The 25,820-nt window shown below is 65.5% G+C and carries 23 protein-coding genes; 11 read left to right on the top strand and 12 right to left on the bottom strand.

Going from position 1 to position 25,820, the window contains the following annotated elements:
- Positions 1–7 precede the first annotated feature (7 nt).
- Together urtB and urtA are read right to left on the bottom strand one after the other, a co-directional pair.
- The gene (urtB, locus tag AC1DXS_RS14980) at positions 8–922 is read right to left on the bottom strand and encodes an urea ABC transporter permease subunit UrtB (protein ID WP_477738278.1); all 915 of its coding nucleotides are present in this window, start codon (positions 920–922) and stop codon (positions 8–10) included.
- A 108-nt stretch (positions 923–1,030) separates the two neighbouring features.
- A complete protein-coding gene (gene urtA, locus AC1DXS_RS14975; protein ID WP_477738277.1) occupies positions 1,031–2,293 on the bottom strand; it encodes an urea ABC transporter substrate-binding protein in 1,263 nt (420 codons plus the stop codon).
- A gap of 202 nt (positions 2,294–2,495) precedes the next feature.
- Here urtA and AC1DXS_RS14970 point away from each other — a divergent pair, with 202 nt between their 5' ends.
- The 3 genes from AC1DXS_RS14970 to dcd all read left to right on the top strand — a co-directional run bounded on the left by AC1DXS_RS14970 (position 2,496) and on the right by dcd (position 7,449).
- Positions 2,496–5,873 carry a hybrid sensor histidine kinase/response regulator gene (locus AC1DXS_RS14970; protein ID WP_477738276.1) on the top strand — a complete coding sequence of 1,126 codons (3,378 nt, stop codon included), beginning with the start codon at positions 2,496–2,498 and terminating at the stop codon, positions 5,871–5,873.
- Positions 5,866–6,759 carry a response regulator gene (locus tag AC1DXS_RS14965; RefSeq protein WP_477712885.1) on the top strand — a complete coding sequence of 298 codons (894 nt, stop codon included), beginning with the start codon at positions 5,866–5,868 and terminating at the stop codon, positions 6,757–6,759. Before AC1DXS_RS14970 ends, AC1DXS_RS14965 begins: the two co-directional genes overlap by 8 nt.
- Positions 6,760–6,876: 117 nt before the next feature.
- Positions 6,877–7,449, top strand: a complete 573-nt coding sequence (dcd, locus tag AC1DXS_RS14960) for a dCTP deaminase (protein WP_477663929.1) — start codon at positions 6,877–6,879, stop codon at positions 7,447–7,449.
- Between the two features lie 18 nt (positions 7,450–7,467).
- On the opposite strand, the gene AC1DXS_RS14955 is transcribed toward dcd, so the two are convergent.
- Entirely contained in the window at positions 7,468–8,385 is a 918-nt protein-coding gene (locus AC1DXS_RS14955) for a delta(1)-pyrroline-2-carboxylate reductase family protein (RefSeq protein WP_477738275.1), read from the bottom strand.
- A 158-nt stretch (positions 8,386–8,543) separates the two neighbouring features.
- Here AC1DXS_RS14955 and AC1DXS_RS14950 point away from each other — a divergent pair, with 158 nt between their 5' ends.
- Together AC1DXS_RS14950 and AC1DXS_RS14945 are read left to right on the top strand one after the other, a co-directional pair.
- Positions 8,544–8,930, top strand: coding sequence for a hypothetical protein (locus AC1DXS_RS14950; protein WP_477738274.1), 387 nt, complete (start codon positions 8,544–8,546; stop codon positions 8,928–8,930).
- Positions 8,931–8,977: 47 nt separating this feature from the next.
- Positions 8,978–9,268 carry a hypothetical protein gene (locus AC1DXS_RS14945; RefSeq protein ID WP_477738273.1) on the top strand — a complete coding sequence of 97 codons (291 nt, stop codon included), beginning with the start codon at positions 8,978–8,980 and terminating at the stop codon, positions 9,266–9,268.
- Here the strand turns inward: AC1DXS_RS14945 and pcp are convergent.
- Positions 9,261–9,914: a pyroglutamyl-peptidase I gene (gene pcp / locus AC1DXS_RS14940; RefSeq protein WP_477738327.1), complete on the bottom strand. Its 654-nt coding sequence runs from the start codon at positions 9,912–9,914 to the stop codon at positions 9,261–9,263. The two genes, AC1DXS_RS14945 and pcp, sit on opposite strands and share 8 nt — an antisense overlap.
- A gap of 86 nt (positions 9,915–10,000) precedes the next feature.
- Here pcp and AC1DXS_RS14935 point away from each other — a divergent pair, with 86 nt between their 5' ends.
- On the top strand, positions 10,001–10,849 hold the full coding sequence (locus AC1DXS_RS14935; RefSeq protein ID WP_477738272.1) for a 2-keto-4-pentenoate hydratase: 849 nt from the start codon (positions 10,001–10,003) through the stop codon (positions 10,847–10,849).
- A gap of 8 nt (positions 10,850–10,857) precedes the next feature.
- Here the strand turns inward: AC1DXS_RS14935 and AC1DXS_RS14930 are convergent, their stop codons facing one another.
- Positions 10,858–11,592, bottom strand: coding sequence for a DUF4136 domain-containing protein (locus tag AC1DXS_RS14930; protein ID WP_477738271.1), 735 nt, complete (start codon positions 11,590–11,592; stop codon positions 10,858–10,860).
- A 148-nt stretch (positions 11,593–11,740) separates the two neighbouring features.
- On the opposite strand from AC1DXS_RS14930, the gene ypfJ reads away from it, so the two are divergent.
- The 3 genes from ypfJ to AC1DXS_RS14915 all read left to right on the top strand — a co-directional run bounded on the left by ypfJ (position 11,741) and on the right by AC1DXS_RS14915 (position 15,444).
- Positions 11,741–12,622 carry a KPN_02809 family neutral zinc metallopeptidase gene (gene ypfJ, locus AC1DXS_RS14925; RefSeq protein ID WP_477738270.1) on the top strand — a complete coding sequence of 294 codons (882 nt, stop codon included), beginning with the start codon at positions 11,741–11,743 and terminating at the stop codon, positions 12,620–12,622.
- A 342-nt stretch (positions 12,623–12,964) separates the two neighbouring features.
- Entirely contained in the window at positions 12,965–14,416 is a 1,452-nt protein-coding gene (locus AC1DXS_RS14920) for a DEAD/DEAH box helicase (protein ID WP_477738269.1), read from the top strand.
- A 101-nt stretch (positions 14,417–14,517) separates the two neighbouring features.
- On the top strand, positions 14,518–15,444 hold the full coding sequence (locus tag AC1DXS_RS14915; RefSeq protein ID WP_477738268.1) for a YihY/virulence factor BrkB family protein: 927 nt from the start codon (positions 14,518–14,520) through the stop codon (positions 15,442–15,444).
- Here the strand turns inward: AC1DXS_RS14915 and AC1DXS_RS14910 are convergent.
- Positions 15,436–16,299, bottom strand: coding sequence for a symmetrical bis(5'-nucleosyl)-tetraphosphatase (locus AC1DXS_RS14910; protein WP_477738267.1), 864 nt, complete (start codon positions 16,297–16,299; stop codon positions 15,436–15,438). The two genes, AC1DXS_RS14915 and AC1DXS_RS14910, sit on opposite strands and share 9 nt — an antisense overlap.
- Before the next feature lie 32 nt (positions 16,300–16,331).
- Here AC1DXS_RS14910 and AC1DXS_RS14905 point away from each other — a divergent pair, with 32 nt between their 5' ends.
- Together AC1DXS_RS14905 and AC1DXS_RS14900 are read left to right on the top strand one after the other, a co-directional pair.
- A complete protein-coding gene (locus AC1DXS_RS14905) occupies positions 16,332–17,687 on the top strand; it encodes a hemolysin family protein (protein WP_477738266.1) in 1,356 nt (451 codons plus the stop codon).
- A 163-nt stretch (positions 17,688–17,850) separates the two neighbouring features.
- Positions 17,851–18,732, top strand: a complete 882-nt coding sequence (locus AC1DXS_RS14900; protein WP_477738265.1) for a DUF2726 domain-containing protein — start codon at positions 17,851–17,853, stop codon at positions 18,730–18,732.
- Positions 18,733–18,757: 25 nt separating this feature from the next.
- Here AC1DXS_RS14900 and AC1DXS_RS14895 read toward each other — a convergent pair whose 3' ends face one another.
- The 6 genes from AC1DXS_RS14895 to AC1DXS_RS14870 all read right to left on the bottom strand — a co-directional run.
- On the bottom strand, positions 18,758–19,648 hold the full coding sequence (locus AC1DXS_RS14895; protein ID WP_477738264.1) for an amino acid ABC transporter substrate-binding protein: 891 nt from the start codon (positions 19,646–19,648) through the stop codon (positions 18,758–18,760).
- Between the two features lie 220 nt (positions 19,649–19,868).
- Positions 19,869–20,213 carry a hypothetical protein gene (locus AC1DXS_RS14890; protein ID WP_477738263.1) on the bottom strand — a complete coding sequence of 115 codons (345 nt, stop codon included), beginning with the start codon at positions 20,211–20,213 and terminating at the stop codon, positions 19,869–19,871.
- A 60-nt stretch (positions 20,214–20,273) separates the two neighbouring features.
- On the bottom strand, positions 20,274–20,735 hold the full coding sequence (locus AC1DXS_RS14885; protein ID WP_477738262.1) for a FecR family protein: 462 nt from the start codon (positions 20,733–20,735) through the stop codon (positions 20,274–20,276).
- A 10-nt stretch (positions 20,736–20,745) separates the two neighbouring features.
- A complete protein-coding gene (locus tag AC1DXS_RS14880; protein ID WP_477738261.1) occupies positions 20,746–23,040 on the bottom strand; it encodes a two-partner secretion domain-containing protein in 2,295 nt (764 codons plus the stop codon).
- A gap of 20 nt (positions 23,041–23,060) precedes the next feature.
- Complete coding sequence (locus tag AC1DXS_RS14875) at positions 23,061–24,725, bottom strand: ShlB/FhaC/HecB family hemolysin secretion/activation protein (protein ID WP_477738260.1); 1,665 nt, start codon at positions 24,723–24,725, stop codon at positions 23,061–23,063.
- 445 nt (positions 24,726–25,170) lie between these two features.
- A partial coding sequence (locus tag AC1DXS_RS14870) for a hypothetical protein (protein ID WP_477738332.1) occupies positions 25,171–25,820 on the bottom strand: 650 nt, incomplete at its 5' end.

The following is a 25,820-nucleotide window of genomic DNA, read 5'->3' as shown; positions in this document are numbered from 1 at the left end:
TGAACGCTCAGCGCCGCACCTTGGAGGCGAACAGGCCTTGCGGCCGCAGCATCAAAATCGTCACGATGGTCATCAGGGTCAGCACCTTGGCCATGGAGCCGGTCATGAAGAACTCGGCGACCGACTGGGTCTGGGCGATGCCGAAGGCCGAGACCACGGTGCCCAGCAGGCTGGCCGCGCCGCCGAAGGTGACGACCAGAAAGGCGTCGACGATGTAGAGCGAGCCGCTCGTGGGCCCGGTGGAGCCTATCGTGGTGAAGGCCGCGCCGGCCACCCCGGCGATGCCGCAGCCGATCGCAAAAGTCAGCCTGTCGGTCTTTTTGGTGTTGATGCCGGTGGCGTTGGCCATCACGCGGTTGGCCACCGTGGCGCGCACGCGCAGGCCCCAGCGCGACTTGTGCAGCGCGACCAGCACGCCGCAGGTCACCACCAGCGTGAGCGCCATCACGAACAGGCCGTTGATCGGGATGTCCAGGCCGGGGGCCGGCGCCCAGGAGCCCATCAGCCAGTCGGGCAGGGTGGGGCTGACTTCCTTGGCGCCGAAGGTGGTGCGAAAGATCTGCTGCATGCCCAGCGACAGTCCCCAGGTGGCCAGCAACGTGTCCAGCGGGCGTTTGTAGAGATGCCGTATGAAAGCCCATTCGGCCAGCCAGCCGACGGCGAAGGCGAAGATAAAGGCCGCCGCAATGGCGAAGGGAAAGTAAGCCTGCATGAAGCCGGGCGCATAGCTTTCCGACAGGTGCGAAAACAGGTAGATGGTGTAGGCGCCTATGGTCATGAACTCGCCATGCGCCATGTTGATCACGCCCATCTGGCCGAAGATGATGGCCAGGCCAAGACCCATGAGCAGCAGCACGGAAAACAGGCTGAGTCCGGCGAAGCCTTGCATCAGGCCGATGTTGAGCATTTCGGAAAGATTCATGGCGGGGCTCCGGTGCGGCGGTTAATCAAAAAACAAAACGTCAATCAAGAAAGCCCCTGCCGGCTCACCCCGCCACAGGGCGGAGTGAACCGGTAGGGGCGCTCACGCTTACTGGTAGCCCTTGGGGAAAGGGTTGGGTTCGATCAGCGCCGGGGACTCGGCAACCACCTTGAACTGGCCGTCGGCCTGCGCCTGGCCTATGCGGGCCTTGCTCCACAGGTGGTGGTTTTCATGCAGCTTCACATAGCCTTCGGGCGCGGTCTTGAGTTCGATGCCGGTGGAGGCCGCGGCGATCTTGTCCACGTCGAAGCTGCCGGCTTTTTCCACCGTGGCTTTCCACAGCCAGGGACCGAGGTAGCCGGCCTGGGTCACGTCGCCTATCACCGCGTCCTTGCCGTACTTGGCCTTGAAGGCCGTCACGAAGGCCTTGTTGTTGGGGTTGTCCAGCGACTGGAAGTACTTCATGGAGGCGTAGAAGCCGTTCATGTTCTCGCCGCCTATGCCCAGCACTTCGTCTTCCGTCACCGAGATGGTCAGCAGGAACTGCTTGGCGGCGGTGACGCCCGCGGCCTTGAGCTGTTTGTAGAAGGCCACATTGGAGCCGCCGACCACGGCGATGAAGATGCAATCGGGTTTGGCGACCTTGATCTTGTTGATCAGCGAGTTGAAGTTGGTGTGGCCCAGCGGGTAGTACTCCTCGCCGACGACCTTGCTGCCTTCCAGGTGCCCTTCAATGTGCTTGCGGCCTATCTTCATCGAGGTGCGCGGCCAGATGTAGTCGGAGCCGACCAGGAAGAAGGTCTTGGCCTTCTTTTCTTTCGAGGCCCAGTCCAGGCCGTAGAGGATTTGCTGCGTGGCTTCCTGGCCGGTGTAGATCACGTTCTTGCTTTGCTCCAGGCCTTCGTAAAAGGTCGGGTAGTACAGCATGCCGTTTTCTTTTTCGAAGATGGGCAGCACGGCCTTGCGCGAGGCCGAGGTCCAGCAGCCGAACACGGCGGCAACCTTGTCGTTGACCAGCAGCTTCTTGGATTTTTCGGCGAAGGTCGGCCAGTCGGAGGCGCCGTCTTCCTTGATGACCTTGATCTTGCGGCCCAGCACGCCGCCCATGGCGTTGATCTGGTCTATGGCCAGCTGCTCGGCCTGGATGGAGCCGGTTTCGGAAATCGCCATGGTGCCGGTGGACGAGTGCAGCTGGCCCACGGTCACTTCGGTGTCGGTCACGGCCAGCTTGGTGGTGTTGACCTTGGCGGTGGGAAATTGCTGCGCCTGTGCCCAGCCCGGCAGGCCGGCCAGCGGCAGGGCGGCGGCCACGCCTTGCATGAGGCGGCGGCGGTTGATAAGGGAAGATGGGTCGCGATCGTCGTTGGACATGCTGGGCTCCTGCGGTTGGTGAAAAGCTGAAAGGTTGATGGGGTGGATGCTTGCGTCGGGGTCAGGTGAATCATGTTCACAAGGGCCGCGCATCCCTATACGTCAATCAACGTAGCCACGCTTGCACCACATGCGGGCACACTTCTTGCGGGACGCCCGGGGTGTGTAGCCGCAGCCCTACGGCCGTTTGACGGAGACCGCCTTGACCATCGCCACCCAGAAAATTTTTCGTATTCGCCGCGAGTACAACGCCTGGGTGGCCGACGAATCCATCGAGGACTACGCGCTGCGCTACACGCCGCGCGGCTTTCGCAAGTGGTCGGAGTGGCGTGTCGGCAACACGGCCTTCGGCGCCATGTCCTTCCTGGCGCTGGAGGCCATAGGCGGCGCCATTGCGCTCAACTACGGCTTCACCAACGCGCTGTGGGCCATCCTGGTGGTGGGGCTGATCACCTTTTTCACCGGCCTGCCTATCAGCTACTACGCGGCGCGCTACGGCGTGGACATGGATTTGCTCACGCGCGGCGCAGGCTTCGGTTACCTGGGCTCGACCATCACCTCGCTGATCTACGCGAGCTTCACCTTCATCTTCTTCGCGCTGGAGGCGGCCATCATGGCGCTGGCGCTGCAGATGTACCTGGACATCCCGATCGCCTGGTGCTACGTGATCAGCGCGATCATCATCGTGCCCATGGTGGTCCGCGGCATCACGCTGATTTCGCGCCTGCAGATGTGGACGCAGCCGCTGTGGGGCGTGCTGCTGCTGCTGCCTTACCTGGCGGTGTTCTGGAAGAACCCGCAGGCGTTTTCGGACTTCACTGGACTGACGGGCCGCAGCTCGGGCAGCAGTGAGTTCGACCCGCTCATGTTTGGTGCCGCCGCCACCGTGGCGTTCTCGCTGGTGGTGCAGATCGGCGAGCAGGTGGACTTTTTGCGCTTCCTGCCTGAAAAGACGCATGCGAACCGCCGGCGCTGGTGGGCTGCGGTGCTGATGGCCGGGCCGGGCTGGATCGTGCTGGGCATGCTGAAGATGCTGGGCGGCGCCTTCCTGGCCTTCCTGGTGCTGCAGCATGAGCTGCCGGCCGCCAAGGCGGTGGAGCCCACGCAGATGTACCTGGCGGGCTTTGCCTACGTCTTCAGCGACCCGGCCTGGGTGCTGGCCGCGACCGTGGTCTTCGTGGTGGTGTCGCAGCTCAAGATCAACCTGACAAACGCCTACGCCGGTTCGCTGGCCTGGTCCAACTTCTTCGCGCGCCTCACGCACAGCCACCCGGGGCGCGTGGTGTGGCTGGTGTTCAACGTCGCGATCGCGTTGCTGCTGATGACGCTGGACGTTTTTTCGGCACTCGAAAAAGTGCTGGGCCTCTACAGCAATGTGGCGATTGCCTGGGTGGGCGCGCTGGTGGCCGACCTGGTCATCAACAAGCCGCTGGGCCTGAGCCCGCCGGGCATCGAATTCAAGCGCGCGCACCTGTACGACATCAACCCGGTGGGCCTGGGCTCCATGTTGCTGGCGACCATCGTCTCGGTGTTCGCCTATACCGGCGCCATGGGCCCGCGGGCCGAGGCCTTTTCGCCCTTTATCGCGCTGGGCCTGGCGCTGCTGCTGTCGCCGCTGTTGGCGTGGGTGACCAAGGGGCGTTATTACGTCGCCCGCAAGCCGCAGGCCATGGGCGTGCCGGGCCAGAGGGTGCGCTGCCATGTCTGCGAGAACGCCTTCGAGGCCGAAGACATGGCCAGCTGCCCGGCCTACGGCGCGCCCATCTGCTCGCTGTGCTGCACGCTGGAGTCGCGCTGCCACGACCGCTGCAAGACGCGCTCGCGCGCGGCCGAGCAGGCCGAGGAATTTTTGAGCAAGCTGCTGCCCAGCGCGCTGTCCAGCCGAGTGAACTTCCGGGTCGGCCACTACATGGTGGTGATGCTTTCACTGTGCGCGCTGCTGGCCACGGTGATGGGCATGGTCTACATGCAGGAGACCGCCTTCCCGCCCTCGGGCGACCTGGCCGGCCTGCTGCGCTCGGCCTTTGTGAAGGTGTTCGCCATGCTGCTGCTGATCGTCGCGGTGTGCAGCTGGTGGGTGGTGCTGGGCAGCGAAAGCCGGCGCATGGCGCAGGATGAGTCGAACCGGCAGAACCAGCTGCTGTCGCGCGAGATCGAGGCGCACCAGCGCACGGACGCCGCGCTGCAGACCGCCAAGGAAGTGGCCGAGTCGGCCAACCAGGCCAAGACCCGCTACGTGGCCGGCATGACGCATGAGCTGCGCACGCCGCTCAACAGCATCCTGGGCTATTCGCAGATCCTGCTCAAAAGCGAAGTGTTGGCCAATACCCCGCGCGAAGCCGTACAGACCATACAGCGCAGCGGCGAACACCTGCTGCAGCTGGTCGATGGCCTGCTGGACCTGGCGCGCATCGAGGCCGGCCGGCTGCGGCTGGAGCCGATTCCCGTGCCGCTGCCCGACTTCCTCGAAGGCCTGGTCAGCATGGTGCGGCCGCAGGCCGAGGCCAAGGGCGTGGATTTTTTCTACACCCACAGCGGCCGCATGCCGGCCTGGGTGCAGGCTGACGCCAAGCGGCTGCGCCAGATCATCATCAACCTGTTGAGCAATGCGGTGATGTTCACCGACGCGGGCAGCGTGAAGCTGCACGTGGACTGCCGGCGCGAGGTGATCCGCTTCGACGTGGTGGACACCGGCATAGGCATCGCGCCGCAGGACCAGCAGCGCATCTTCCTGCCCTTCGAGCGGGGCGCTGCGGGCCGGCGCCGCGGCGAGCCGGGCACCGGCCTGGGCCTGACCATCACGGGCCTGCTGACGGCGTTGATGGGCGGCGACCTGAGCTTGCACAGCGAACCCGACAAGGGCAGCACCTTCAGCGTGCGCCTGTACTTGCGCGAGATCGACGACCCCGGCCCGCTGGCCGACCCGCCGCACCAGATCGCGGGTTTCTTCGGCAAGCGCAGGACGCTGCTGGTGGTCGATGACCAGCCGGTGCAGCGCCAGATGCTGGCCGGCATGCTCACGCCGCTGGGCTTTGACGTGAAAGAGGCGGCCAGCGGCCTCGAATGCATAGACAGCCTCAAGGACGGCGTGCCCGACGCCATCCTGCTGGACATCAGCATGGACGACCTGGACGGCTGGGAAACCGCGCTGCAGATACGCGGCCGGGGGTATGCCGAGGTGCCCATCATCGTGGTGTCGGCCAATGTGTTCGAGAACCAGGCCTCGCGCCTCAAGGCGGCGGGCTGCCAGGCTTTTGTCGGCAAGCCGGTGCTCGAATCCGAGCTGATGGACGCCTTGCAGCGCCACTTGGGCCTGGAGTGGGTGACCTCCGTCGTCTCGCCGGCGCCGCCGGCGGCCGGCGCGGCGGCGGAAAGCTCGCTAGGCCTGCCCGAGGAGGCGCGCGCCGGGCTGATACGGCTGGTGAAACTGGGCCACGTGCACGGCCTGCACCGCCTGCTGGACCGCATCGCGGCCGAAGACCCGGCGCTGGCCCCGAGCTGCGCGCGGCTGCGCGGCTTTGTGAGCCGCTGCGAACTCGAACTGCTGCTGGACCATTTGACGGAGGGCGCCGATGCTTGAAGCCGCTGACGAACAGCGCCCGGTGGTGCTGGTGGTCGACGACGCCCCCAGCAGCCTGGGCATGCTCTGCGACACGCTGGAAGGAGAGGGTTACACCGTGCTGGTGGCGCGCGACGGCGATTCGGCGCTGCAGCGCCTGGAGCTGGTCGCGCCCGACGCCATCCTGCTGGATGCCGTCATGCCCGGCCTGTCGGGCTTTGACACCTGCCGGCGCATCAAGGCCGACCCCGTGATGGCGCACATCCCGGTGATCTTCATGACGGGCCTGTCGGAGACGCCGCACGTGCTCGAAGGTTTTGCCTGCGGCGGCGTCGACTACGTCGTCAAGCCGCTGCGCGCGCAGGAGGTGGTGGCGCGCCTGCACACCCACACGCGCAATGCGCGCATGACGCGGCTGGCGCGCGAGGCGGTGGACGTGGCCGGCTTCGGTGTGGTGCTGGTCGATGCGCGCGGGCGCATCGCCTGGCGCTCGCCGCAGGCCGCCCTCTGGCTGCAAGGTGCCGGGGGCGGGGCGCAGCCGGGGCGCTTGCCCGATTCCGTCCATGCGGCGCTGGAAGGCGACGCCGGCGAAGTGCTGCTCGGCCTGGCCGGCGTGCAGCTGTCGGTGCGCAACATGGGCCGGGTCGGCATAGGCGAAACCATGCTGCTGCTGGAGCAGCGCGGCGCCAACGCGGCCTCGCCCTCGCGCCTGGCCAATGCCGCGCTGACGCCGCGCGAAACCGAGGTGCTCTCCTGGCTGGCCAAGGGCAAGACCAACCGCGACATCGGCGACATCCTGGGCATGAGCCACCGCACGGTGAACAAGCACCTGGAGCATATTTTTGAAAAGCTGGGCGTTGAGACCCGGGCGGCCGCCGCGGCGCTTGCCACCGGCCATGTGTTTTGACCTGGATCTCCAGCATCGACGGTCACCGGCAGCTCCCAAATCCATAGCGACCGGCTGCACTTGGCCGGCCGGCGCCCGGCTTGCCTACAATCAGGGCACAGTGAGGAGTTCCCCCGAATGAGCATCAAGAGCGACAAATGGATACGCCGCATGTCCGAGCAGCACGGCATGATCGAGCCCTTCGAACCCGGCCAGATCCGGCAGCGCGACGGCCAGAAGATCATCAGCTACGGCACCAGCAGCTACGGCTATGACATCCGCTGCGCGCCCGAGTTCAAGGTCTTCACCAACATCCACAGCACCGTGGTCGACCCGAAGAACTTCGACGAAAAAAGTTTTGTCGACTTCCACGGCGACAGCTGCATCATCCCGCCCAACAGCTTCGCGCTGGCCCGCACCGTCGAGTACTTCCGCATCCCGCGCAACGTGCTGACCATCTGCCTGGGCAAAAGCACGTATGCCCGCTGCGGCATCATCGTCAACGTCACGCCGTTCGAGCCCGAATGGGAAGGCTACGTGACGCTGGAGTTCTCCAACACCACACCGCTGCCCGCCAAGATCTACGCGGGCGAGGGCTGCGCCCAGGTGCTGTTCTTCGAGAGCGACAAGGACGACGTCTGCGAGGTCTCGTACAAGGACCGCGGCGGCAAGTACCAGGGGCAAGTGGGCGTGACGCTGCCCAAGGCCTGAAGAGCCTTCAGGAACCGTTCAGGCCAGCGCCGTGCGCGCCGCGGCCAGATCCCAGCCCGCCCAGCCGCAGCTTTTGAAGAGCACCGGCCCGTCGGGTTTTTTCATGTCCTGGCGTATCACCTCGCCCAGGCTGGCGAAGCGGGCCACGTCCAGCCCGGCCTGCAGCAGGTCGCCGGCTTCGTGCACCGCGTCGGGGGTGTCGACCAGCACGCTGCCCTGGGCCGCGACGTACTGGCACAGCGCGGCGCTGAGTTCCACCATGGCCGGGGTGTAAGCGCCGACGGCGCTGATGAAGCCGTCGTCGCGCGGCAGGGCGCTGAGCACCACGCCACCGGCTGGCGTGCAGGTGGCGGCCAGCGGGCAATCGGCCAGCGCGGCGTCGGCATCCGGCACAACGCGGCCGTGCAGCCCCAGCGACTGCGCATGCTGGGCCAATGCCTGGGCGCTGGCGTGGCTGCGCGAGGTGATGCGGAACTCACGCACGCCCAGCCCCTGGGCAAAGGCTTCCATGTGCGCCACGCCCTGCACGCCGGCGCCGACGATGAGCATGGGCCCGCGTGTGTTGGGCGCCAGCCGCTGCGCGGCCAGGAGCGAGACAGCGGCCGTGCGCCTGGCCGTGACGGTGGGGCCGTCCAGCATCAGCCGGCGCCGGCCGCTGGCCACGTCAAATACCACCACGTCGCCCTGGATGGCGGGCAGGCCGCTGCCGGCATTGGCGGGGGTCAGGGTGATGAGCTTGGCGATCGCGGTACGGGCGTCCAGCGCCGGCATCACGAAGAGGGTTCCGCCGCCCGGCAGGGCCTGCACCACCCGCTGCGGGACCTGCACCGACTCGTCCTTGAGCAGGCGGGTGAGTTCGGTGACCAGCAATGGGTAAGGCAAGCGTGCCGCGGTCTGTCCGGCGTCCAGCGAGGTGGGATACGGGTGGAGCGTCATGCCTGCGATGGTAAGCGGGATGGCCCGCTGCGTGGTGGATGGGGGCCGGTATGCAACGGATGCAACAAGAAGTTTTTATCCTACAAGGGGACGGGCAAGGCGCCGAATGGCCTATTGCAACGCCGGCCTAGCATGGTGTAACCCAAAGGGAGGTTGCCATGTTCTCTGAGCATTTGAGGAAATTCGATGAACTGCCCTACAAGACGCTGCTGGCGGTGGCGGCGGGGCTGGTGATTGTGTGCCAATTGGCCGCGATGGCCTTTGTGGCCGATGCGCAGGTCGCCAAAGCCAAACTGCGCGACGACCAGCGCCGGGCTGAGCTCACGGCAATTGCGCATTGCATGGAAACCCGCGCGGGCTCCGCACGCAACAGTTGTATCGAGCAGGCCCGGGTGACTGCCGCGGCATCGGCTCCGCTGGCCGCTGAGGCCACGTCCAAGGCGCCGGTGTTTGCCGAGGCTACCGCTTCCACCGGCGGCGTGATGCCGGCTCGGCAGATGAATCCACCGCAGGGTTTCATGGCCGCGTCATTTGCCGTTCGATAGAGCTTGGCGAGCGTTTGTCAGGCTCGCGTAGGGACGGCACAGGTAGCATGAGCGTGATGCAAGCGCCGCTTCCTCCTCCACGCCATCTTTCGCGCCCTTTTTCGCGGCTTTACCAGCCGCGCAACCCGCTCTTCTGGCTGATGCTCACGCTCAACAGCCTGTCACCGCTGCTGGCCTGGGTGGTGCACAACCGTCCGCTCAACGCATGGGCCACGCTGCTGCTCACCGGCTTTGCGCTGGGCAATGCCATCCTCGGCACTTTTTTGCTGTGGCGGCTTCTGCGTGACGAACCCGCCGGGCCCGTCTCCGACGGCAAAACCGGACAAAACGCTAGCTGACCGCGCCTGCACCCTTGGCAATGTCCCGCGGCGTGGCCAGCGCGGTCGCCACCGCCAGCCGCAGCCCGCGCACGATTTCCTCCAGCGGCATGCTGGGCGCGCCTTGCTCGGGCAAATAAGGCACATGGATAAAACCGCCGCGCGTGCGTTTGAAGCCGCGCTTGGTGGCCAGCACATGCATCAGCGCATAAAACACGTGGTTGCAGACAAATGTGCCCGCCGTCTGCGACACCTCGGCCGCCACACCCGCGGCTTGCAGCGCCTGCAGCATGGCCTTGATGGGCAGGCTGCTGAAATAGGCCGCCGGCCCGCCGGCCACCACCGCTGTGTCCACGGGCTGCGCGCCCTTGTTGTCGGGGATCCGCGCGTCGTTGACGTTGATGGCGATGCGCTCCAGCGACATCGCGCCGCGCCCGCCGGCCTGGCCGACGCAAATCACCAGCGCCGGTTTGTGCAGCGTGAGCAGCCGTGTGAGCTCATTGATGGAGGCCTGGAACACCGTAGGCAGCTGCGCCGCCACCACGAGGTGGCCGGCGATGCGTTTGCCGTGCAATGTGCGTACAGCCTGCCAGCTGGGGTTGACGGGCTGGCTGCTGTGGCCAGTGTCGCCAAAGGGGTCAAAGCCGGTCAGCAGCACGCGGGGCAGGGACGCGGAGGACGCTGCGGAAGTGGAGGAGGGCAAAGGCATCCGGCCATTGTGAGCGAAGCCGGCTTTTTGGCTACCATGGCCTGATGAATACCCCCTCGCATCCGGACATTCCCGCGCTGGTCGCCGACCTGGCCCGCGCCCGCCTTGAAGCCCGGCCGCTGCCCTGGCCCGCCGAAGTGCCTGCCGATGTGCCGTTGGCCTATGCCGCCGCGCTGGCCGTGCGCGCCGCGCGCAGTGCCGGGGGCGACCATCCTGTTGGCTACAAGGTCGGCTTTACCAACCGCACGATCTGGCCGCGCTACGAGGTCTACGGCCCCATCTGGGGCACGGTATGGCGCAGCAGCCTGGCGCAGGTCGCTGCCGCCGCGCCGAATGGGGGGGTGCTCTCGCTCAAGGGCTTGTGCGAGCCGCGCATAGAGCCCGAGATTGTGTTCGGCCTGCGCGAGGCGCCGCCGCCCGGCTGCACAGCCTCGCAACTGGTGGCGGCGATTGACTGGGTGGCCCACGGCTATGAAATCGTGCACACGCATTTTCCGGGCTGGAAGTTCAGCGCCGCGCAGGCCGTGGCCGACGGCGGCCTGCACGGCCGGCTGCTGGTGGGCCATACGGTGGCGCTGCCGGCCACAACGGAACCCGAGGCGCTGATGGAAGCGCTGGCGGGCTTGCGGCTCAGGCTTTACGCCGACGGCGTGCTCAAGGACGAGGGCGTGGGCGCCAATGTGCTGGACGGCCCGGTGCAGGCCTTGCTGCATTTTGTGCAGGAGCTGCGCGCCACGCCGGGCGCACCGGCCTTGCGCGCCAACGACGTCATTACCACCGGCACGCTGACCGACGCCTGGCCGGTACAGGCGGGGCAAACCTGGCATACCGAAATCGAGGCGGCCGGGCCGGTGGCCGGCGCGCTCAAGGGGCTGAGGGTTCAGTTCGAATAACCGAACAACTACTTCTTGATCACGGCGCCGGTTTCGCTGTCGAACTTCACCACGCGAACCTGGCCGTTCTGGCCCGGGAAGTCGTCGAACACCGCGCGCACCAGGTAGGGTACGACCAGCGGCAGGTCGCCGCTGCCGCCTTCGTAAACGGCGCGCGACTCGAACACCGTGCGCGGCGGCTTGCCGGCCGGCGTTCCCTGGGTGTCGAGCAGCCGCAGGCGCAGGCTGTTGGTGTAGACCGTCACGCTGACCGGCCGGTCGCCCACGTAGCGCGGCCCAAACGGATCGGGCACCCAGCCGCCGCCGTAGAGCCGGCCCGCCGCATCGCGGTAGGGCGGCATGAACACCATGTTGTCCTGGTAAACCGGCTGCAGCCAGGTTTTTTCCTCGCTGCGGCTGCTGGTCGCCACGTCGACCTGCAGGCGCCCGACCTGGCCGTCGCCCGCGCGTTTGAGGCCGCGTTTTTCAAGCTCGGCCTGCACATAGCCTTCGTAGGTGGCTTGCTCCAGCTGCCGCGTGGCGTCTACCGGCGTGATGTAGCTGAAGGTGCTGCCCGCCGCGTCGGCGGGCCACTGGTTGAAGCTGGTCACACGCGTGGTGATGGGGCTGGCGCAGGCCGTGAGCAAGGCGGCCAGCAGCAGCGCCAGGGCCAGGCGCGGCGAACGAAGCAATGCAGGCAACACGGCGCCGGCGCTGCGCTGCGGGCCGGGTCCTGTGGGCGAGGAAAGGGCAAAAGTGTTCATGAGAAATGGATACACCCGAGTTCAATTTTGTTCCGCGGCGCAGGGCCGCTCAAGTAAAGTCGGCGCATGCGCTGACACGCGCCCGGGACTGGGGGCGATTCGCGCCTGGCGGACTCAGGGCAGTATTGCACGGTACAAGGGGAACAGCATGAAGTGGGAAGGCAATCGCGAATCCGACAACGTGGAAGACCGCCGCGATGACGGTGGCGGCGGGGGCGGCGGCTTTGGCTTCGGCGGCCGCAGCATAGGCATAGGCACCATCGTGGTGGCGCTGGTCGGTGGCTGGATCTTCGGCGTCAACCCGCTGACCATCCTGGGGCTGCTCAGCGGCGGCGGCCCGCCTGCCCAGGTGCAGCAGCAGGGCCCGGCCCACAAGCCACCGGCCGACGATCGCATGGCCAAATTTGTCTCCACCGTGCTGGCCGACACCGAAGACGTCTGGACCGACGTGTTTGCCAAGGGCGGCGCGACCTACCAAAAACCCCGGCTGGTGCTGTTCCGCGGCGCCACCCAAACCGCCTGCGGCCAGGGCCAGGCCGCCATGGGTCCGTTTTACTGTCCGGGCGACCAGAAGGTTTACATCGACCTTGGTTTTTACGAAACCCTGCGCAGCCGCCTGGGCGCGCCCGGCGACTTCGCCCAGGCTTACGTGATCGCGCATGAGGTGGGCCACCATGTGCAGAACCTGCTGGGCATCAGCGCCAAGATGGACCAGATGCGCGGCCGCGTGAGCAAGACCGAATACAACGCCCTGAGCGTGCGGCTGGAGCTGCAGGCCGACTGCTTTGCCGGGGTCTGGGCGCACAACGCGCAGAACGCCCGCCAGATCCTGGAGCAGGGCGACGTCGAGGAAGCCATGAACGCGGCCGCCAAGATCGGCGACGACGCCCTGCAGCGCGCCGGCGGCGGTGCGGTGGTGCCCGAAAGCTTCACCCACGGCACCAGCGCCCAGCGCCAGCGCTGGTTTGACACCGGTTTCAAGACCGGCAGCGTCAAGGCCTGCGACACCTTCAGCGCCCGGAATTTATAGCCTGTCTGGCTGAATTCATTGACTGATCTGAATTGTTGGCTATAAGATTGATAGCAATATGCCACCGCAAGCAGTCCGGGTACCGGGGCTGCGGCAGGCCCTGAAACCGTAAATCACCGGCAAAACCAGCCAATTGGCCCAAAGTGCGACAATACGGGGCTGAGGAAGCCCTGCACAAGCCCTGCCGCGCGGTCGACATCGCGCGGACCCGGGCGGTCTGCGGTGTTACCTTTCCCGCCAACGGCTGTGCTGTTGGCCGCACGCGCGCCCAGGCAACCCCATCCCCCGATACGCGCGCTACCACCGACAGAGATACCCGCAAGCGTTACGCAGAGCTTTCTTATGACATCCTCTTTTTCGAATCTTTCGCTGGCCGAACCGCTGGCCCGCGCCGTCGCCGAAATGGGCTACGAGACCATGACCCCCATCCAGGAGCAGGCCATTCCGGTCGTGCTGCAGGGCAAGGACGTCATGGGCGCCGCGCAGACCGGCACCGGCAAGACCGCCGCCTTCTCGCTGCCGCTGCTGCAGCGCATGATGAAGCACGAAAACCCCTCGACTTCGCCCGCGCGCCACCCGGTGCGCGCCCTGGTGCTGCTGCCCACGCGCGAACTCGCGGTGCAGGTGGCCCAGCAGGTCGAGCTGTACGCCAAGTACACCAACCTGCGCAGCACGGTGGTGTTCGGCGGCATGGACATGAAGCCGCAGACGGCCGAGCTCAAAAAAGGCGTGGAAGTGCTGGTGGCCACCCCGGGCCGCCTGCTGGACCACATCGAAGCCAAGAACGCGGTGCTCAACCAGGTTGAGTACGTGGTGCTGGACGAAGCCGACCGCATGCTGGACATCGGCTTTTTGCCCGACCTGCAGCGCATCCTGAGCTACCTGCCCAAGCAGCGCATCACCTTGCTGTTCTCGGCCACCTTCTCGCCCGAAATCAAGCGCCTGGCCTCCAGCTACCTGCAGGACCCGGTCACCATCGAGGTGGCGCGCTCCAATGCCACGGCCTCCACCGTCGAGCAGCATTTCTACAGCGTGGGCGCCGACGACAAGCGCCGCGCACTGCACCAGATCCTCAAAGAGCGCGGCATGAAGCAGGCCTTTGTGTTCGTCAACAGCAAGCTGGGCTGCGCGCGCCTGGCCCGCTCGCTGGAGCGCGAGGGCTTGAAGACCGCCGCCCTGCACGGCGACAAGAGCCAGGACGAGCGCCTCAAGGCGCTGGAAGCCTTCAAAAAGGGCGAGGTCGATCTGCTGGTCTGCACCGACGTGGCCGCCCGCGGCCTGGACATCAAGGACGTGCCGGCGGTGTTCAATTTCGACGTGCCCTTCAACGCCGAAGACTATGTGCACCGCATAGGCCGCACCGGCCGCGCCGGCGCCTCGGGCCTGGCCGTGAGTTTTGTGGCCAGCAGCGACAACCGCCTGGTGGCCGACATCGAAAAGCTGATCAAGACCAAGATCGAGCTGGAGCCCCTGGAGTTCGAGGAAGACCGCCCGCGCATCAAGGAGCAGGGCCGCATCAACGACGGCCGCCGCATGTACCGCGAAGGCGAGGACGGCGGCAGCCCGCGCGAGGCACGCCAACCCCGCGAGCGCCGCGAATACACGCCGCATCGCCAGCCGGCCGCGCAACGCGACCCTTTCTTCGACCAGCCCTACGAGCCAACGGCCGCACCCGACGCCCAGCCCGCCTGGGAAGCCGCCGCCAAGGCCGCGCCTGCGCGCAGCGGCGTCTCGGCCAACATCAAGCCCAAGAAGAAAGTCGCCGCGCTGTTCAAGACCCAGTCCACGGCCTGAGCCGCGGCTTGAAAGCCGCTCTGCCGTCGGTTAGCGCCTACGGCCGGTAGGGGGGCTGTCCGGTGCGGGCCGCGCGGCCCGCCTTTTACGCTGTCCCCATGATGGCGAATTCCGATCCCGACTTGAAGCCCGCACCATCAGCGGTTTTCGGGCTTCCCGCGCTCCCGCAAAGCATCCTCGCAATCTTTCGCCCCTTGTGGCGCGCCGTCGACCACTGGATTGACGCCGGCGGCATGCGCATGAGCGCGGCCATGTCTTTTTACGGCATCCTGAGCCTGGCGCCACTGCTGGTCCTGCTGGTCGCCGTGCTCGGCTGGTGGCTGGACCGCGCCTATCTCGAAACCAGCCTGGTCGACCAGATCCGCAGCGTCATAGGGGCGCAGGGCGCCCAGGTGGTGCAGCAGGCGATGTCCAGCGCGCAGGCGCCTTCGGAAGGCATTACGGCTTCGCTGTTTGCCTTTGCGCTGCTCCTGTCGGGGGCGACGGGCGTGTTCGCGGAGTTGCAGGATGCATTTGAGCGCCTGTGGCGGCAAGGCAGCGGCGAAGTGCCGCAGCAGAAATGGTGGCACGGCGCTTCCCTGCGCCTGCGCGGGGTCGCCTACATCCTGGCGTTTGGGTTCCTGCTGCTGGTCTCGCTGGCGATCTCGACCTTTTTAAGCCTGCTGTCGGGCTGGGCGGGCAGCTACCTGCCGGTCGAAAAACTCGCCTGGGTGCTCAATGAACTCGTGTCTTTCGGTTTTTGCGTTGCATTGTTTGTGGCCCTCATGAAGATGAGTGTGGGCCCCAAACCCGCTTTACGCTATCTGGTGATGGGGTCAGCCGCGGGGGCCATCCTCTTTGCGGTCGGCAAGCACCTGATGGCCTTTTATCTCTCCACCGCCGCCGTGGTGTCGGCCTATGGCGCGGCCGGCTCACTGGTGGTGATCCTGATGTGGATCTACTTTTCTTCGGCCGTGCTGCTGCTGTCCGCCAGCGTGGCGCGCGCCTGGGCCGACGAGGCCTGCCGGGGCCGGCCCATCTCAGCCTGACTTGCCGGCCTTGCCCGGTTTTTGCGCCTGTTCGCAGGGCACGGCGATCAGTTCAAACGTTCCGGCTTCCGCTCCCAGTTTCGCCGCCGTCAGGCAGCCGCCCCATACGCAGCCGGTGTCCAGCGGCAAGGTGTTGTTGCGCAGGCGCGGCGTGCGGCCGTCCTTAGCCAGGGTGGACCAATGGCCGAAAGCCATCGGCGTCCCGGCCGTCTGCCGCCCGGGCACGTCAAACCAGGGTAAATAGCCGGCCGGCGCGCCGTCGGCGCTTTCCGTGCTGCCGAATTCCATCAGGCCTTCGGGCGTGCAAAAGCGCAGGCGCGTGAGCGCGTTCACCACCACACGCAGCCGGTCGGCGCCCTGCAGGCCGTCACTCCAATGGTCCGGCGTGTTGCCGTACATGGCGCCGAAGAAGCCTTTAAGGTCGCCCCCCCGCAGCACCTGCYCGACCTCGGCCGCCAGCGCCATGGTTTGCGCTACCGTCCACTTCGGCAGCACGCCCGCATGCACCATCAGCCAGCCGTGGCGCTGCAGCGCCATGGCGCGGTGGCGCAGCCAGTCCATGAGCGTTTCGCTGTCCGGTGCCTGCAGGATGTCCTGCACCGTGTCCTTGCGGCCCGGGGGACGCGCCCCCTGCCACAGCGCGAGCAAATGCAGGTCGTGGTTGCCCAGCAGGCACTGTGCGGCGTCGCCCAGCGCCGACAGGCGGCGCAGCACCTTGAGCGATTCAGGGCCGCGGTTGACCAGGTCGCCGAGGATGTAAAGCGTGTCGCGGCTGGGCGAAAAAGCTATCTTCTCCAGCAGCCGCTCCAGGGGGGCGTCGCAACCCTGCAGGTCGCCGATACAGTACATTGACATGTGTTTATTTTGCGCCAGGCCTCTCCTAAACTATGGATTTCTTGCTGATTGCTTTTTTGACGCTGCTCAACGGCGTATTCGCCATGTCGGAAATGGCCCTCGCCTCCAGCCGCAAGGCCAGGCTCACGGCCATGGGGGAATCGGGTGACAAGGGCGCGCAGGCAGCGCTGGGCCTGCTCGACAACCCCACGCAGTTTCTGTCGTCGGTGCAGGTGGGCATCACCTCCATCGGTATGCTCAACGGCATCATCGGCGAGGCCGCTTTCAGCGACGGCCTGGCGGCGTGGATCCAGACCTTCGGCGCCCCGCAGCGCGCCTCCCAGATCACCGCCACCGCGCTGGTGGTGACCGTCATCACCTTCATCACCATTGTGTTCGGCGAACTGGTGCCCAAACGCATAGGCCAGCTTTACCCCGAAACCGTCGCGCGCCTGGTGTCGCGGCCCATGATGTGGGTGGCCACGGGCTTCAAGCCCTTTGTCCGGCTGCTGTCCATCAGCACGCTGGCGGTGCTCAAGCTGCTGCGCATCGACAACACGGCCGGCCGTGCCGTGACCGAGGAGGAAATCGCCGCCAGCCTGGAAGAAGGCGTTGACGCCGGCCTGATCGAGGAACACGAGCATCAGATGGTCCAGAACGTCTTCCTGCTCGACGACCGGCTGCTGACCTCCCTGATGCTGCCGCGCTCCGACATCGAATGGCTGGACGCCTCCGACACCGTGGCCCAGGCCATTGCCAAGGCCGGCGCCACCGGCCATTCCTGGTACCCGGTATGCCGCGGCAGCCTGGACGACGTGGTGGGCGTGGTCAACGTGGCCAAGCTGCTTGCGCTGCGCGGCCAGATCCAGCCGGCCCCCTCGGGCGAGGGGCCAAGCCAGGGCCCAGGCGCCGTGCCCTCGGTGGCCGACCGCATAGGCGCGTACGCGGTGCCGGCGGTTTTTGTGCCGGAAACCCTCACCGGCATGGAACTGCTCGAGCAGTTCCGCGCGCGCTCCACCCGCATGGTGTTTGTGGTCGACGAATACGGCGTGGTGCAGGGCTTGATGACGCCCATGGACATGCTCGAAGCCATCACCGGCGAGCTGCAGCCCGGCGCCCAGGTGGACGCCTGGGCCACCGAGCGCGAGGACGGCAGCTGGCTGATCGACGGCGTCATGCCCGTGGCCGAACTCAAGGCCAGGCTGGACATCAAGGAACTGCCCGATGAAGGCAAGGGCCGCTACAACACCGTCGCCGGCCTGCTGCAAAGCGTCTCGGGCCGCCTGCTCAAAACGGCGGAGGTCGTCGAATGCGCGGGCTGGCGCTTTGAGGTGCTGGACCTGGACGGCAAGCGCATCGACAAGGTGCTGGCCAGCGCGTTGCCCGAGTCTGAACCCTCAGAACTGTAAATTTTGTATCGGTGCTTTCTGGACGCTTACTGGGGTATGTCCGAATAAGGTTCTCATTTTTGACGCATCGTCGCAAAATGAGACGCGCCAACAACACCCAAGTACGTAAATGGTTGTAACTCAAGGGTGCTGTGTTTAAACTGAATAAAAAGTTAAGGCACACATGTTTGATGTTTTCGTGTTGGCGCTCACGGCGACGGCACTGTCAGGGATGGCAACGGGGGCGGCTTGCCATCACGGCTGGCTGGCGCGCGCCGCGCGCAAAAAAAGGCGCATTCCCAACCAATGGCATTTGCAGCCCAGGCCCTTGCTGCTCGATACCGAGCAGGAAGTCTGGCATTGGCTGCAGCGCGCGTTTTTCGACCATCACGTCGTGGTCAAGGTCCCCGTCATCCGTTTTGTCTCGCCGCGCAATGAGGCCGAAGGCCAGCGTTCCTTCGAACTGCTTAAAAACGTCTACTGCAGCTTCACCGTCTGCGCCGCCGACGGCACCGTCATCGGCTGCCTCGACGTGCCCGGTCCGCACGGCCTGAGGGCCAGCAGCCGCGACCTCAAGCGCAAACTGTTTGCCGAATGCGGCATCGCCTATGCCGTGGTGCGCGCCGGCAACCTTCCCACGCTCGAAGACGTGCGCGCCGCTTTCCTCGGTGAAATCGATTTGTCGGACGACGAGGAACCGTCCTCGTCCGCCGTGCTCGGCGAGCCGCCCATGGCCCTGCCGCTGGAAGCCGAGGCCGACGCCCTGGCCACCGTGCCCGACACCATGCGCTCCGCCGACGGCAGTGCCCTGGTTGCCGAGGCGCCGCCGGTAAGCTCTTTGAAGCCGGTGGAGCAAGCCGCCCAGGTAGACCTGGCCGCCATCACCGCCGCCCGCAGCAGCCTGCGCGCCAAGCTCGAACGCAACCGCAAGATCCGCTTCACCAACTTCGACCCGCTCAGCACCGGCTCCGGCATTGTTCACGACAATGCCGACCACCAGTTCGCGGTGCAGTGGGAAGACTCCTTCATCACGCCCGAAGACGCCCCGCCGCCTGCCGGCGCCTGAATACGAACAAGCCCGGGGCGCGGACTCAGTTCGCCTTGGCGGAATCAAACAGCGTTTTGATTTCCGCCGGCATGGCCGTGAAAGGCGGCTTGCCGCCCGGCTTGGCCGGCTTTAAAAACCACTGGTCATACCAGCCCTGCGCTGCGCCGCTGCGCATGGACTCCTTGACCGAGGCATTCACCAGCGCCCCCATGGCCGCGTCGCCCTTGCGGTAGGCAATGGCAATGGTCTCCACCGAGAGCCGCTCCGGCAGGATGGTGTAGTTGCCCGCGTCAGACTGGCTGGCAAGCTGCGCCGCCAGCAAGGCGCCGTCGCGCGCATAACCGGCCGCCCAGCCCAGCTGCAGCTGGCCCAATGCAGCGTCGGGATTCACCGCCTTGGCCTGCTGCCAATTCAGCGCGTGCGTCTTCGCAAAACGCTCCATCGCCGGGATCGCAGTGCTGCCGTCAATGCCCACAATGCTTTTGCCCTTCAACTGCTCCAGCGTGCTGATCATGTCCTTGTTGCGCACCGCCACCTGGACCGCATCGACAAAAATCGGCGTCGAAAAATCCATGCGTGCGCGACGTTCCGGCGTATCGGTCACGCTTTCGCACAGCAAGTCCACACTGCCTTCCGTCAGCAGGCGCACCCGCGCGTCCACTTCGGTTTCGATATAACGCACCGGCAGGTTCTTGTTGCCCGCCGCCTGGCGCAGCTGCTCAATGATGGGCTTGCAAAACTCGATGCTGTAGCCCACCGGCTTGCCCGGTGCTTCGTTCAACGAGAAAGGCGCCGCAAGCACCCGGTAACCCACATTGATCTGCCCGCGGCTTTTGATTTTCTCCAGCGTGGCCTGGGCGGATGCCCCTTGCGGCAGGGCGACGGCCAGCAGGGCCACGGCGGCCGGCAACAGCGTTTGAATCGGTGTCTTCATCAGAACCTCCCGTTGTTCGCTCCCATTCTTAGGCAAAGGCCCTGAATACGCAACGCCGCCAGGGCAGGGCTTCCCCGGGTACGACCAAGGTACTCATTGTTCGTGGCCGTCGCTGCGTGATGGCGTAAAAAAGCCCCTGGTTCGCAAGAACAGGGGCTTTCCAGGGGGCCGCGAGGATAAACCGGGCTCCTCCAGCCTTGCCGGGCGCGGTATCCGGGGTTTAGCGCACGATGCAATCCACTGCGGGCCTGGCACCGGTCGACGAGCCGGTGGGCGAGGTCGACTGGTTGAACGCCGGCGGCAGCGCGAATGGGAGCCCCGGGTTTTTCGGCACCATGGCAGGCACCTGCATAGGCGAGGCGGTGTAGCCAAACTGGCCGGCCGCGAAATTCGTGGTGCCGGCCGGGTTGGTGACCTTGATCAAACCGTCCAGCACGGCCACATACAGCCCCGGCGCGCGCGCACCGGTGGGCGAGGGTATGGCCGGGACATTGGACTGCGCCAGGGCTGCAGTGGAGGCCAGCATGGCCAGCAAGGCCAGCGGGATCGAAATGAAATTTTTCATGGGGTCTCCTGCGGTATTGGATAGGGGAGTGTCAGGGGATTTGCTCGGGCGGCCTTATGGCTATCTGAGCGAAACCTCCATGCTGGCGCTGCCCTGCAGATTGCCCGCGGGCGTGATGATCACGGTGGCATCCTGGCTGCGTTTGCCCAATGCGCCGGCCGTGCTGCTGAAGCCGCCCTGCGTCAACTCCAGTTCGACCTTGTCGAGTTCGGGCTTGCCCGCGTCGTAGCGGTAGCGCGTCAGCACCAGCAGGGACTCGGGCTGCAGCACCATGGCCGCGCCGTCCACAAACTCCAGGCGGCCGAAGGTATTGCGCCCGGTGGTGATGGTGTCGCCCTGGCGCAGCGGCGAGTTCTCGGCCAGCACCCGGCTGCGGCCCTCGGCGCTTTTGGCCACCATCAGGCCCGAGACCTTGGTGACGGTGCCCACCACCTGGGCTTGCGCCAGCGGGGCCAGCCCCAGCAGCGCCATCGCTAGCGCCAATGCGGGGAGCAAGCGGATAAAAAGTGTTGGCTGCTTCATGTCATGCGCCTCAGTTGCAGAAGGTTTTTGGCGGTGGCGGTTCTATTTTGGTAGCGGTTTTAACGATCATCTGATCCTCTTTTTTATCGCTCTTTTTCGCGTCATCGCCGGACGCCGACGAGGTTCCCGAGCTGCCGGCCGCCGGGATGGAGACCGGCATGGCGGCGACCTGTTCGGGGGTGGATTCACTCTCGGTAAAAAACAGCGCTCCGCCGGTAGAGGACGGTCTGAGGATGATGTTCGACGCCGTGGTGGCCGCCGTGGTGGCGGGCTGGATCGCGACCGCGACAGGGATGGCGGCCGACAGTACCTGGCAGAGCACTGAATTCGGCGAGATCGAGCAGATGCTCGCTGAGGAAGCGGTTGTCGTGATGCGGGCAGCGGTGCCTGAGCCGGGGTAGCTGACGGCCAGGTTCGCCGTGCCGTTGCCGGAGGTGATGTTGGGTGCATCGACCACACTGAAACTGCCGCTGCCCGAACCCGTTGCCGTCACAACGTTGTAGGTCGAATCGGCAGGCGGCACAAAGCCGTTGAGCCCGCGGACGTTGAGCTTGCCGTTCAGGCTGGCGGTGTTGTTGATGGCGAGCCTGTCAAAGCTGTCGGTACCCGCCAGTTTGATGTTGAGCACCCCGGTGCTGCCCTGCGCGTACTTGCCCTGGACGAACAGCGTGCCGACGGATCCTGCCGTGCCCGGTGACACGGTACCGTTGTTCAGCAGCGTCCCGGTGCCGCCCAGCGCCAGGGTGCCGGCACCGGCCAGCGTGCCGCCGGCCTGCACATTCACGCCCGAGGCGTTGATGATCGAGCCGCCCGCCAGCGTCGTCGTGCCGCCCGCGATATTGAGCGTGCCGTTGCCGATGCCCCCGCTTTGCGACACCGTGAGCGCGCCGCCGTTCAGCGCCAGGTCGGCATTGAGCTGCACCGCGTGGTTGTCGGCCGGGTAGTTGTTCAGGTAGTTGCTGTTCAGGTTCAGGTCCAGCTTGTTCGACGTGCTGGTGATGGGCGCGTTGATGACGATGTTGTTGTTGGCGTTCAGCGTCAGCGCCGCATCGCCCCCGGCGGTCTTGTTGATGGCGGCCGACACCGTGATGTCGCCGTGCACCATGTCCAGGGCGGGGTTGCCCGTGCCCGTGGTGACGCTCACATTCGTGCCGGCATCGAGCTGGGCAACAATGGTCGCCGCGTTGATATGGGCACCGGTCTCATTGGACACAATCGCATTGGTGCCCAGGACGCCGCCGTCCGGCCCGGCCGCCACGATCTCGATGCTGAACGGGTCGATATGCCATTCGCCGCCCCGGCCGACTGTCGGCACGTTCACCACGTCGAGTGAACGATGGCCCGAGGTGTCCACATAACCGCCGCGGCCCGAACTGCCCGTGGCCGACACCTGGCCGTCTATGGACGCCGCGTTCTCGGCAATCAGCACCACATTGCCGCCCGTCGTGCCGTTGGCGCTGATGTTCGACGTGGCCGAGGTCCTGACATCGCCCGAAGCGCGCAGGAAAATCCGGCCCCCTTCACGCACCGCGCTGGACGCGCTGATCGTGCCGCTGTTGCTCACCAGCCCCGCGGCCAGGCCTATGCGCCCGGCTTCGGCCGTGATCTGGCCCATGTTCCGGGCTTCACCCGGCGTGCCGGTGATGGCGACGGAAACGCCCGGCGTCGCCGTATCCACCAGTTGCACGGTTTGCCCCGCCGCCAGCAGCACCTCGCCCTGGGGCGCATTCAGGCTGCCGGTGTTGGCGACATTGGCGCCGACGAGGTAAATGCTGCCGCCACTGGCCGCATTGATAGTGCCCGCGTTGCGCACCTCGCCCGTCGTGCCCGTGCCCTTGAAGTTCATGCGGCCGGCCAGGAAATCACTGTCGCTGACGTTCAGCGAACTCGCAATAAACCGCGCCACGTCGATGCGCGCGCCCGGCCCCACCATGATGCCCGCCTGGTTGATCAGCCACAGGGCGCCGTCGGCCCTGATTTGCCCGTGGATCTGCGACGGGTCGCCGCCGTTGACGCGCGCCAGCAGCGCGGCGGAGCTGTTGATCTGGTGGATGTCGACCAGCGCGCCGGAGCCGACGTTGAAAGTCGCAAAATTCGCGATGGCCTGCTGGCTGGTCTGGTTGATGTTCAGCGTGTTGCCGTTTTTCGTGATCGCCGCGTTGCCCGAGGTGACGTTCCAGCCCGTGGGCAGGGTGCCGGCCGGCAAGCCCTGGGCAAAGGCCTGCGTGGCGCAGGCCACCCACAGGGCGCTGGCCAGCAGCGAAAGGCGAAGGGGGCCGGAATGCGATTGCATGGACATGGGCATGATGATGTACCTTGTGTTCATCAGAACGCCAGCGAGGCGCTCAGGTGGGCATTCCAGTCGCCCCGTTTTTCCGTGAGGGAGGTGCCCGCGTTGTTCACGCGCGCCAGATCCACGTTCAGGCTGAAGTCGCGGCTGAAGACATAACGCAGGCCCGCGCCCAGGCTGGACACCGTGACGCTGGCGGGTACGCCGCTGCTGCCCACCTTGTTGTTGCTGCCGTGGCCCGCGTCGATAAAAAACACACCGCGCAGCTGGCCCGGCAGCCCGACACGGCTGGCGAGCTCCGGCGTATACAGCTCGGCATTGGCCACAATGCCGCTGTCGGCCGCCACCGCCCGCTCCTGGAAGCCGCGCACCGTCGTAGCCCCGGCCAGGCCGAACTGCTCGCCCGCGAGCAGCGGTGTGTCGGTGTACTGGGCGCTGCCGGCCAGGCGCACCTGCCAGCCGTTGGCCAAGCCCTTGAAGAACGAGGCGCTGGCGCGTGCGGCCATGAAATCGTCACGCGTGCTTCGGTTGCCCGGCGTCAGGTAAGAGTAGCGGTCCGTGCGGCCGTCAATATTGGTATAGCGCTCGCCGCTCGCAATGTTGCGCGACAGGCCGACGCTGTAGCCCGACACCTGGTCAACACCCTCTTGCTGGCTGCTGTAGGTGACGCTCAGCGGCGTGGTGGTGTAAGGCACGCAGGAGGCAATCGGCGGTGTAGGCGGCGCAATGCTCACCGTGACCCCGCCCACTTCGCAGCGCGAGTCCACCAGCTTGTGGTCCAGGCCCAGCACCAGCTTGGCCGTGCTCTCACCGCTGCGGCCCAAAAAATGGTTCCAGCGCAGGCCGTACACATCGCCCTTGCCGGTAAAGCCCAGCAGGCCGCCCAGCACCGGCGAGCTGGCGGGCGAGTTGACGCTCGACTTGCCGTAAATAAAGTCCACGCTGTCGCCATACGCATACAGCGGGACGCGGTAGCCCACCGAATAGACATTCAGGTTCACGCCCGAAGGGCTGTCGGGCGAGGTGGTATAGGCCAGCGTGCCCACATGGTCGCGGTTAAACAGGTTGGCATGCTGCACGGCCACGCCGGTGCGCCAGCGGCCGCTGGACGGCGAGCCCGTGTTGTCCAGCGTGGTGATGATGCGCAGCGGCTTGTGGTCGTCGACCAGCACCTTGGCGTCTATGGTGCCCGGCTTGTCGCCCTCGGCCAGCGTCACGCCGACCTGCTTGGCCGGGCTTTCATTGGCCAGCTGTATCGATTCGGAAATCGCGCCCAGGCTGGGCGAGCGGCCCACCTGCAGCCGCACCAGGCTGGCGCGGATATTGGCTTCGTCGAAATGCTGGTTGCCCGTCACGGTGATCGAAGAAATCACGGTTTCCCGCACCAGCAGCTTCACCGCACCGCCGGCCAGTTCCTGCTCGGGCACCGACACCAGCACAGTGCTGTAACCCGCCTTGCGATAAGCCTGCTGCAAGGCTTCAACCGCGAGCTGGATATCGGCAAAGCCGCGCTGCGGGCCAGCCAGCGGGCCGACCACGCGTTCAACATCCGCCACGGGCAGCAGCGTATTGCCCTCAACCTGGAATCGCGTGATGTCAAAACGCTCATCGGCCGCGAGGGCCGTCGTGGCGGCAGCCATCGCCAGCATGCCGGTGAGGCCGCAACGGGCCAGGTGTTTGATCAAGCGGTTTCGGCTCATTTGTTCTTCGTCCACGGGAGGCGGTGGGCTGAACAAATGACTTGGAAAATGGAGCTCTCGGAAGGCTCTGTTCAGGGCGTTGTTTATCGTAACAGCGCGTAACTGAAAAATGGCGCTTTAACCCGCTAATTTACTTAGTGAACTCACCTATTGTTGTCTCGTCACCGCAGTTTTCAGGGAAGAGGAGGGTCTGCCGGCTTTGACCGTTGTTGGAGTTAGGGCCATTAACTTTCAATTTGCAGCGACGGTATTAGTGGTGCCGCTGACAGGGGGCGGCATGATCCCGGTGCCCGCATTAGCAAAATCGAGCCGAGCCTCTAAGGCAGCGCGTGTCAGACACGGCCACGACACTACTGACTCGATCCTGCATGTAGCGACCAGCCTGGGGTGAGGAATAACTTCGGAAACTACAAGGGTACTGACCGACCAGCTTGCCGGCGACATGTCAACGCCTCTCGATGGCGTCGATTACTTTTGAGATGATTTCACATGCCCGAAGAACTCCGTCAGCCTTCTTTGCGAGGTTTTCAATGCGCACATTTGCTTCAAAGCCACCGCCTTGACTACCGGTTCTGCGAACCGAGTGGTTCTGGGAGTAGCCCTGCAGGGCGGCATCAATTCTGTGATTAACCAACTGCCGCGCGTCCTGAGATTTCATACCTTCGAAGGCCAGATTATCAGGGTGAAAAGCCACGTCTAGCGCGACTTTGTCCTGGTTTTCCGTGGCGATGTAAATCGCAACTTCGGTGTTCCCAGATCTTGAGCGAAGCGTGGTCGCGGCCGGGGTCGGGAGCTCGCTAAAGTCACCGCAAACGGTGAACCGAAGGCAACGCATAAAGTGTCCAAGTGTTGAATTCCACTGAAGTCTGACCCGAGTTTTCCATCGAATATTGACCCACACTCTTTGTGAGCAGAAGGTGCTCACGATGTGGATAAGTTCTTGGTTTTCTCCTTTTTGGGCTGAGTCTGTGTGGATCTGCCTCAAAGTGCGCCGCTGTTTCCGCGATTTTGTTGCCTCGATGACCAACCAGGTGGCCAGCTTCTCGGCGTAGGGATCGAGCTTGCTTGCGGTTGCCCGCCTTTGGTAGCTGGGCT

This window comes from Polaromonas sp. P3_B1 (assembly GCF_056402935.1).
Note: the sequence above shows the minus strand (reverse complement) of the source record. Positions and strands in the feature narration are given on the sequence as shown.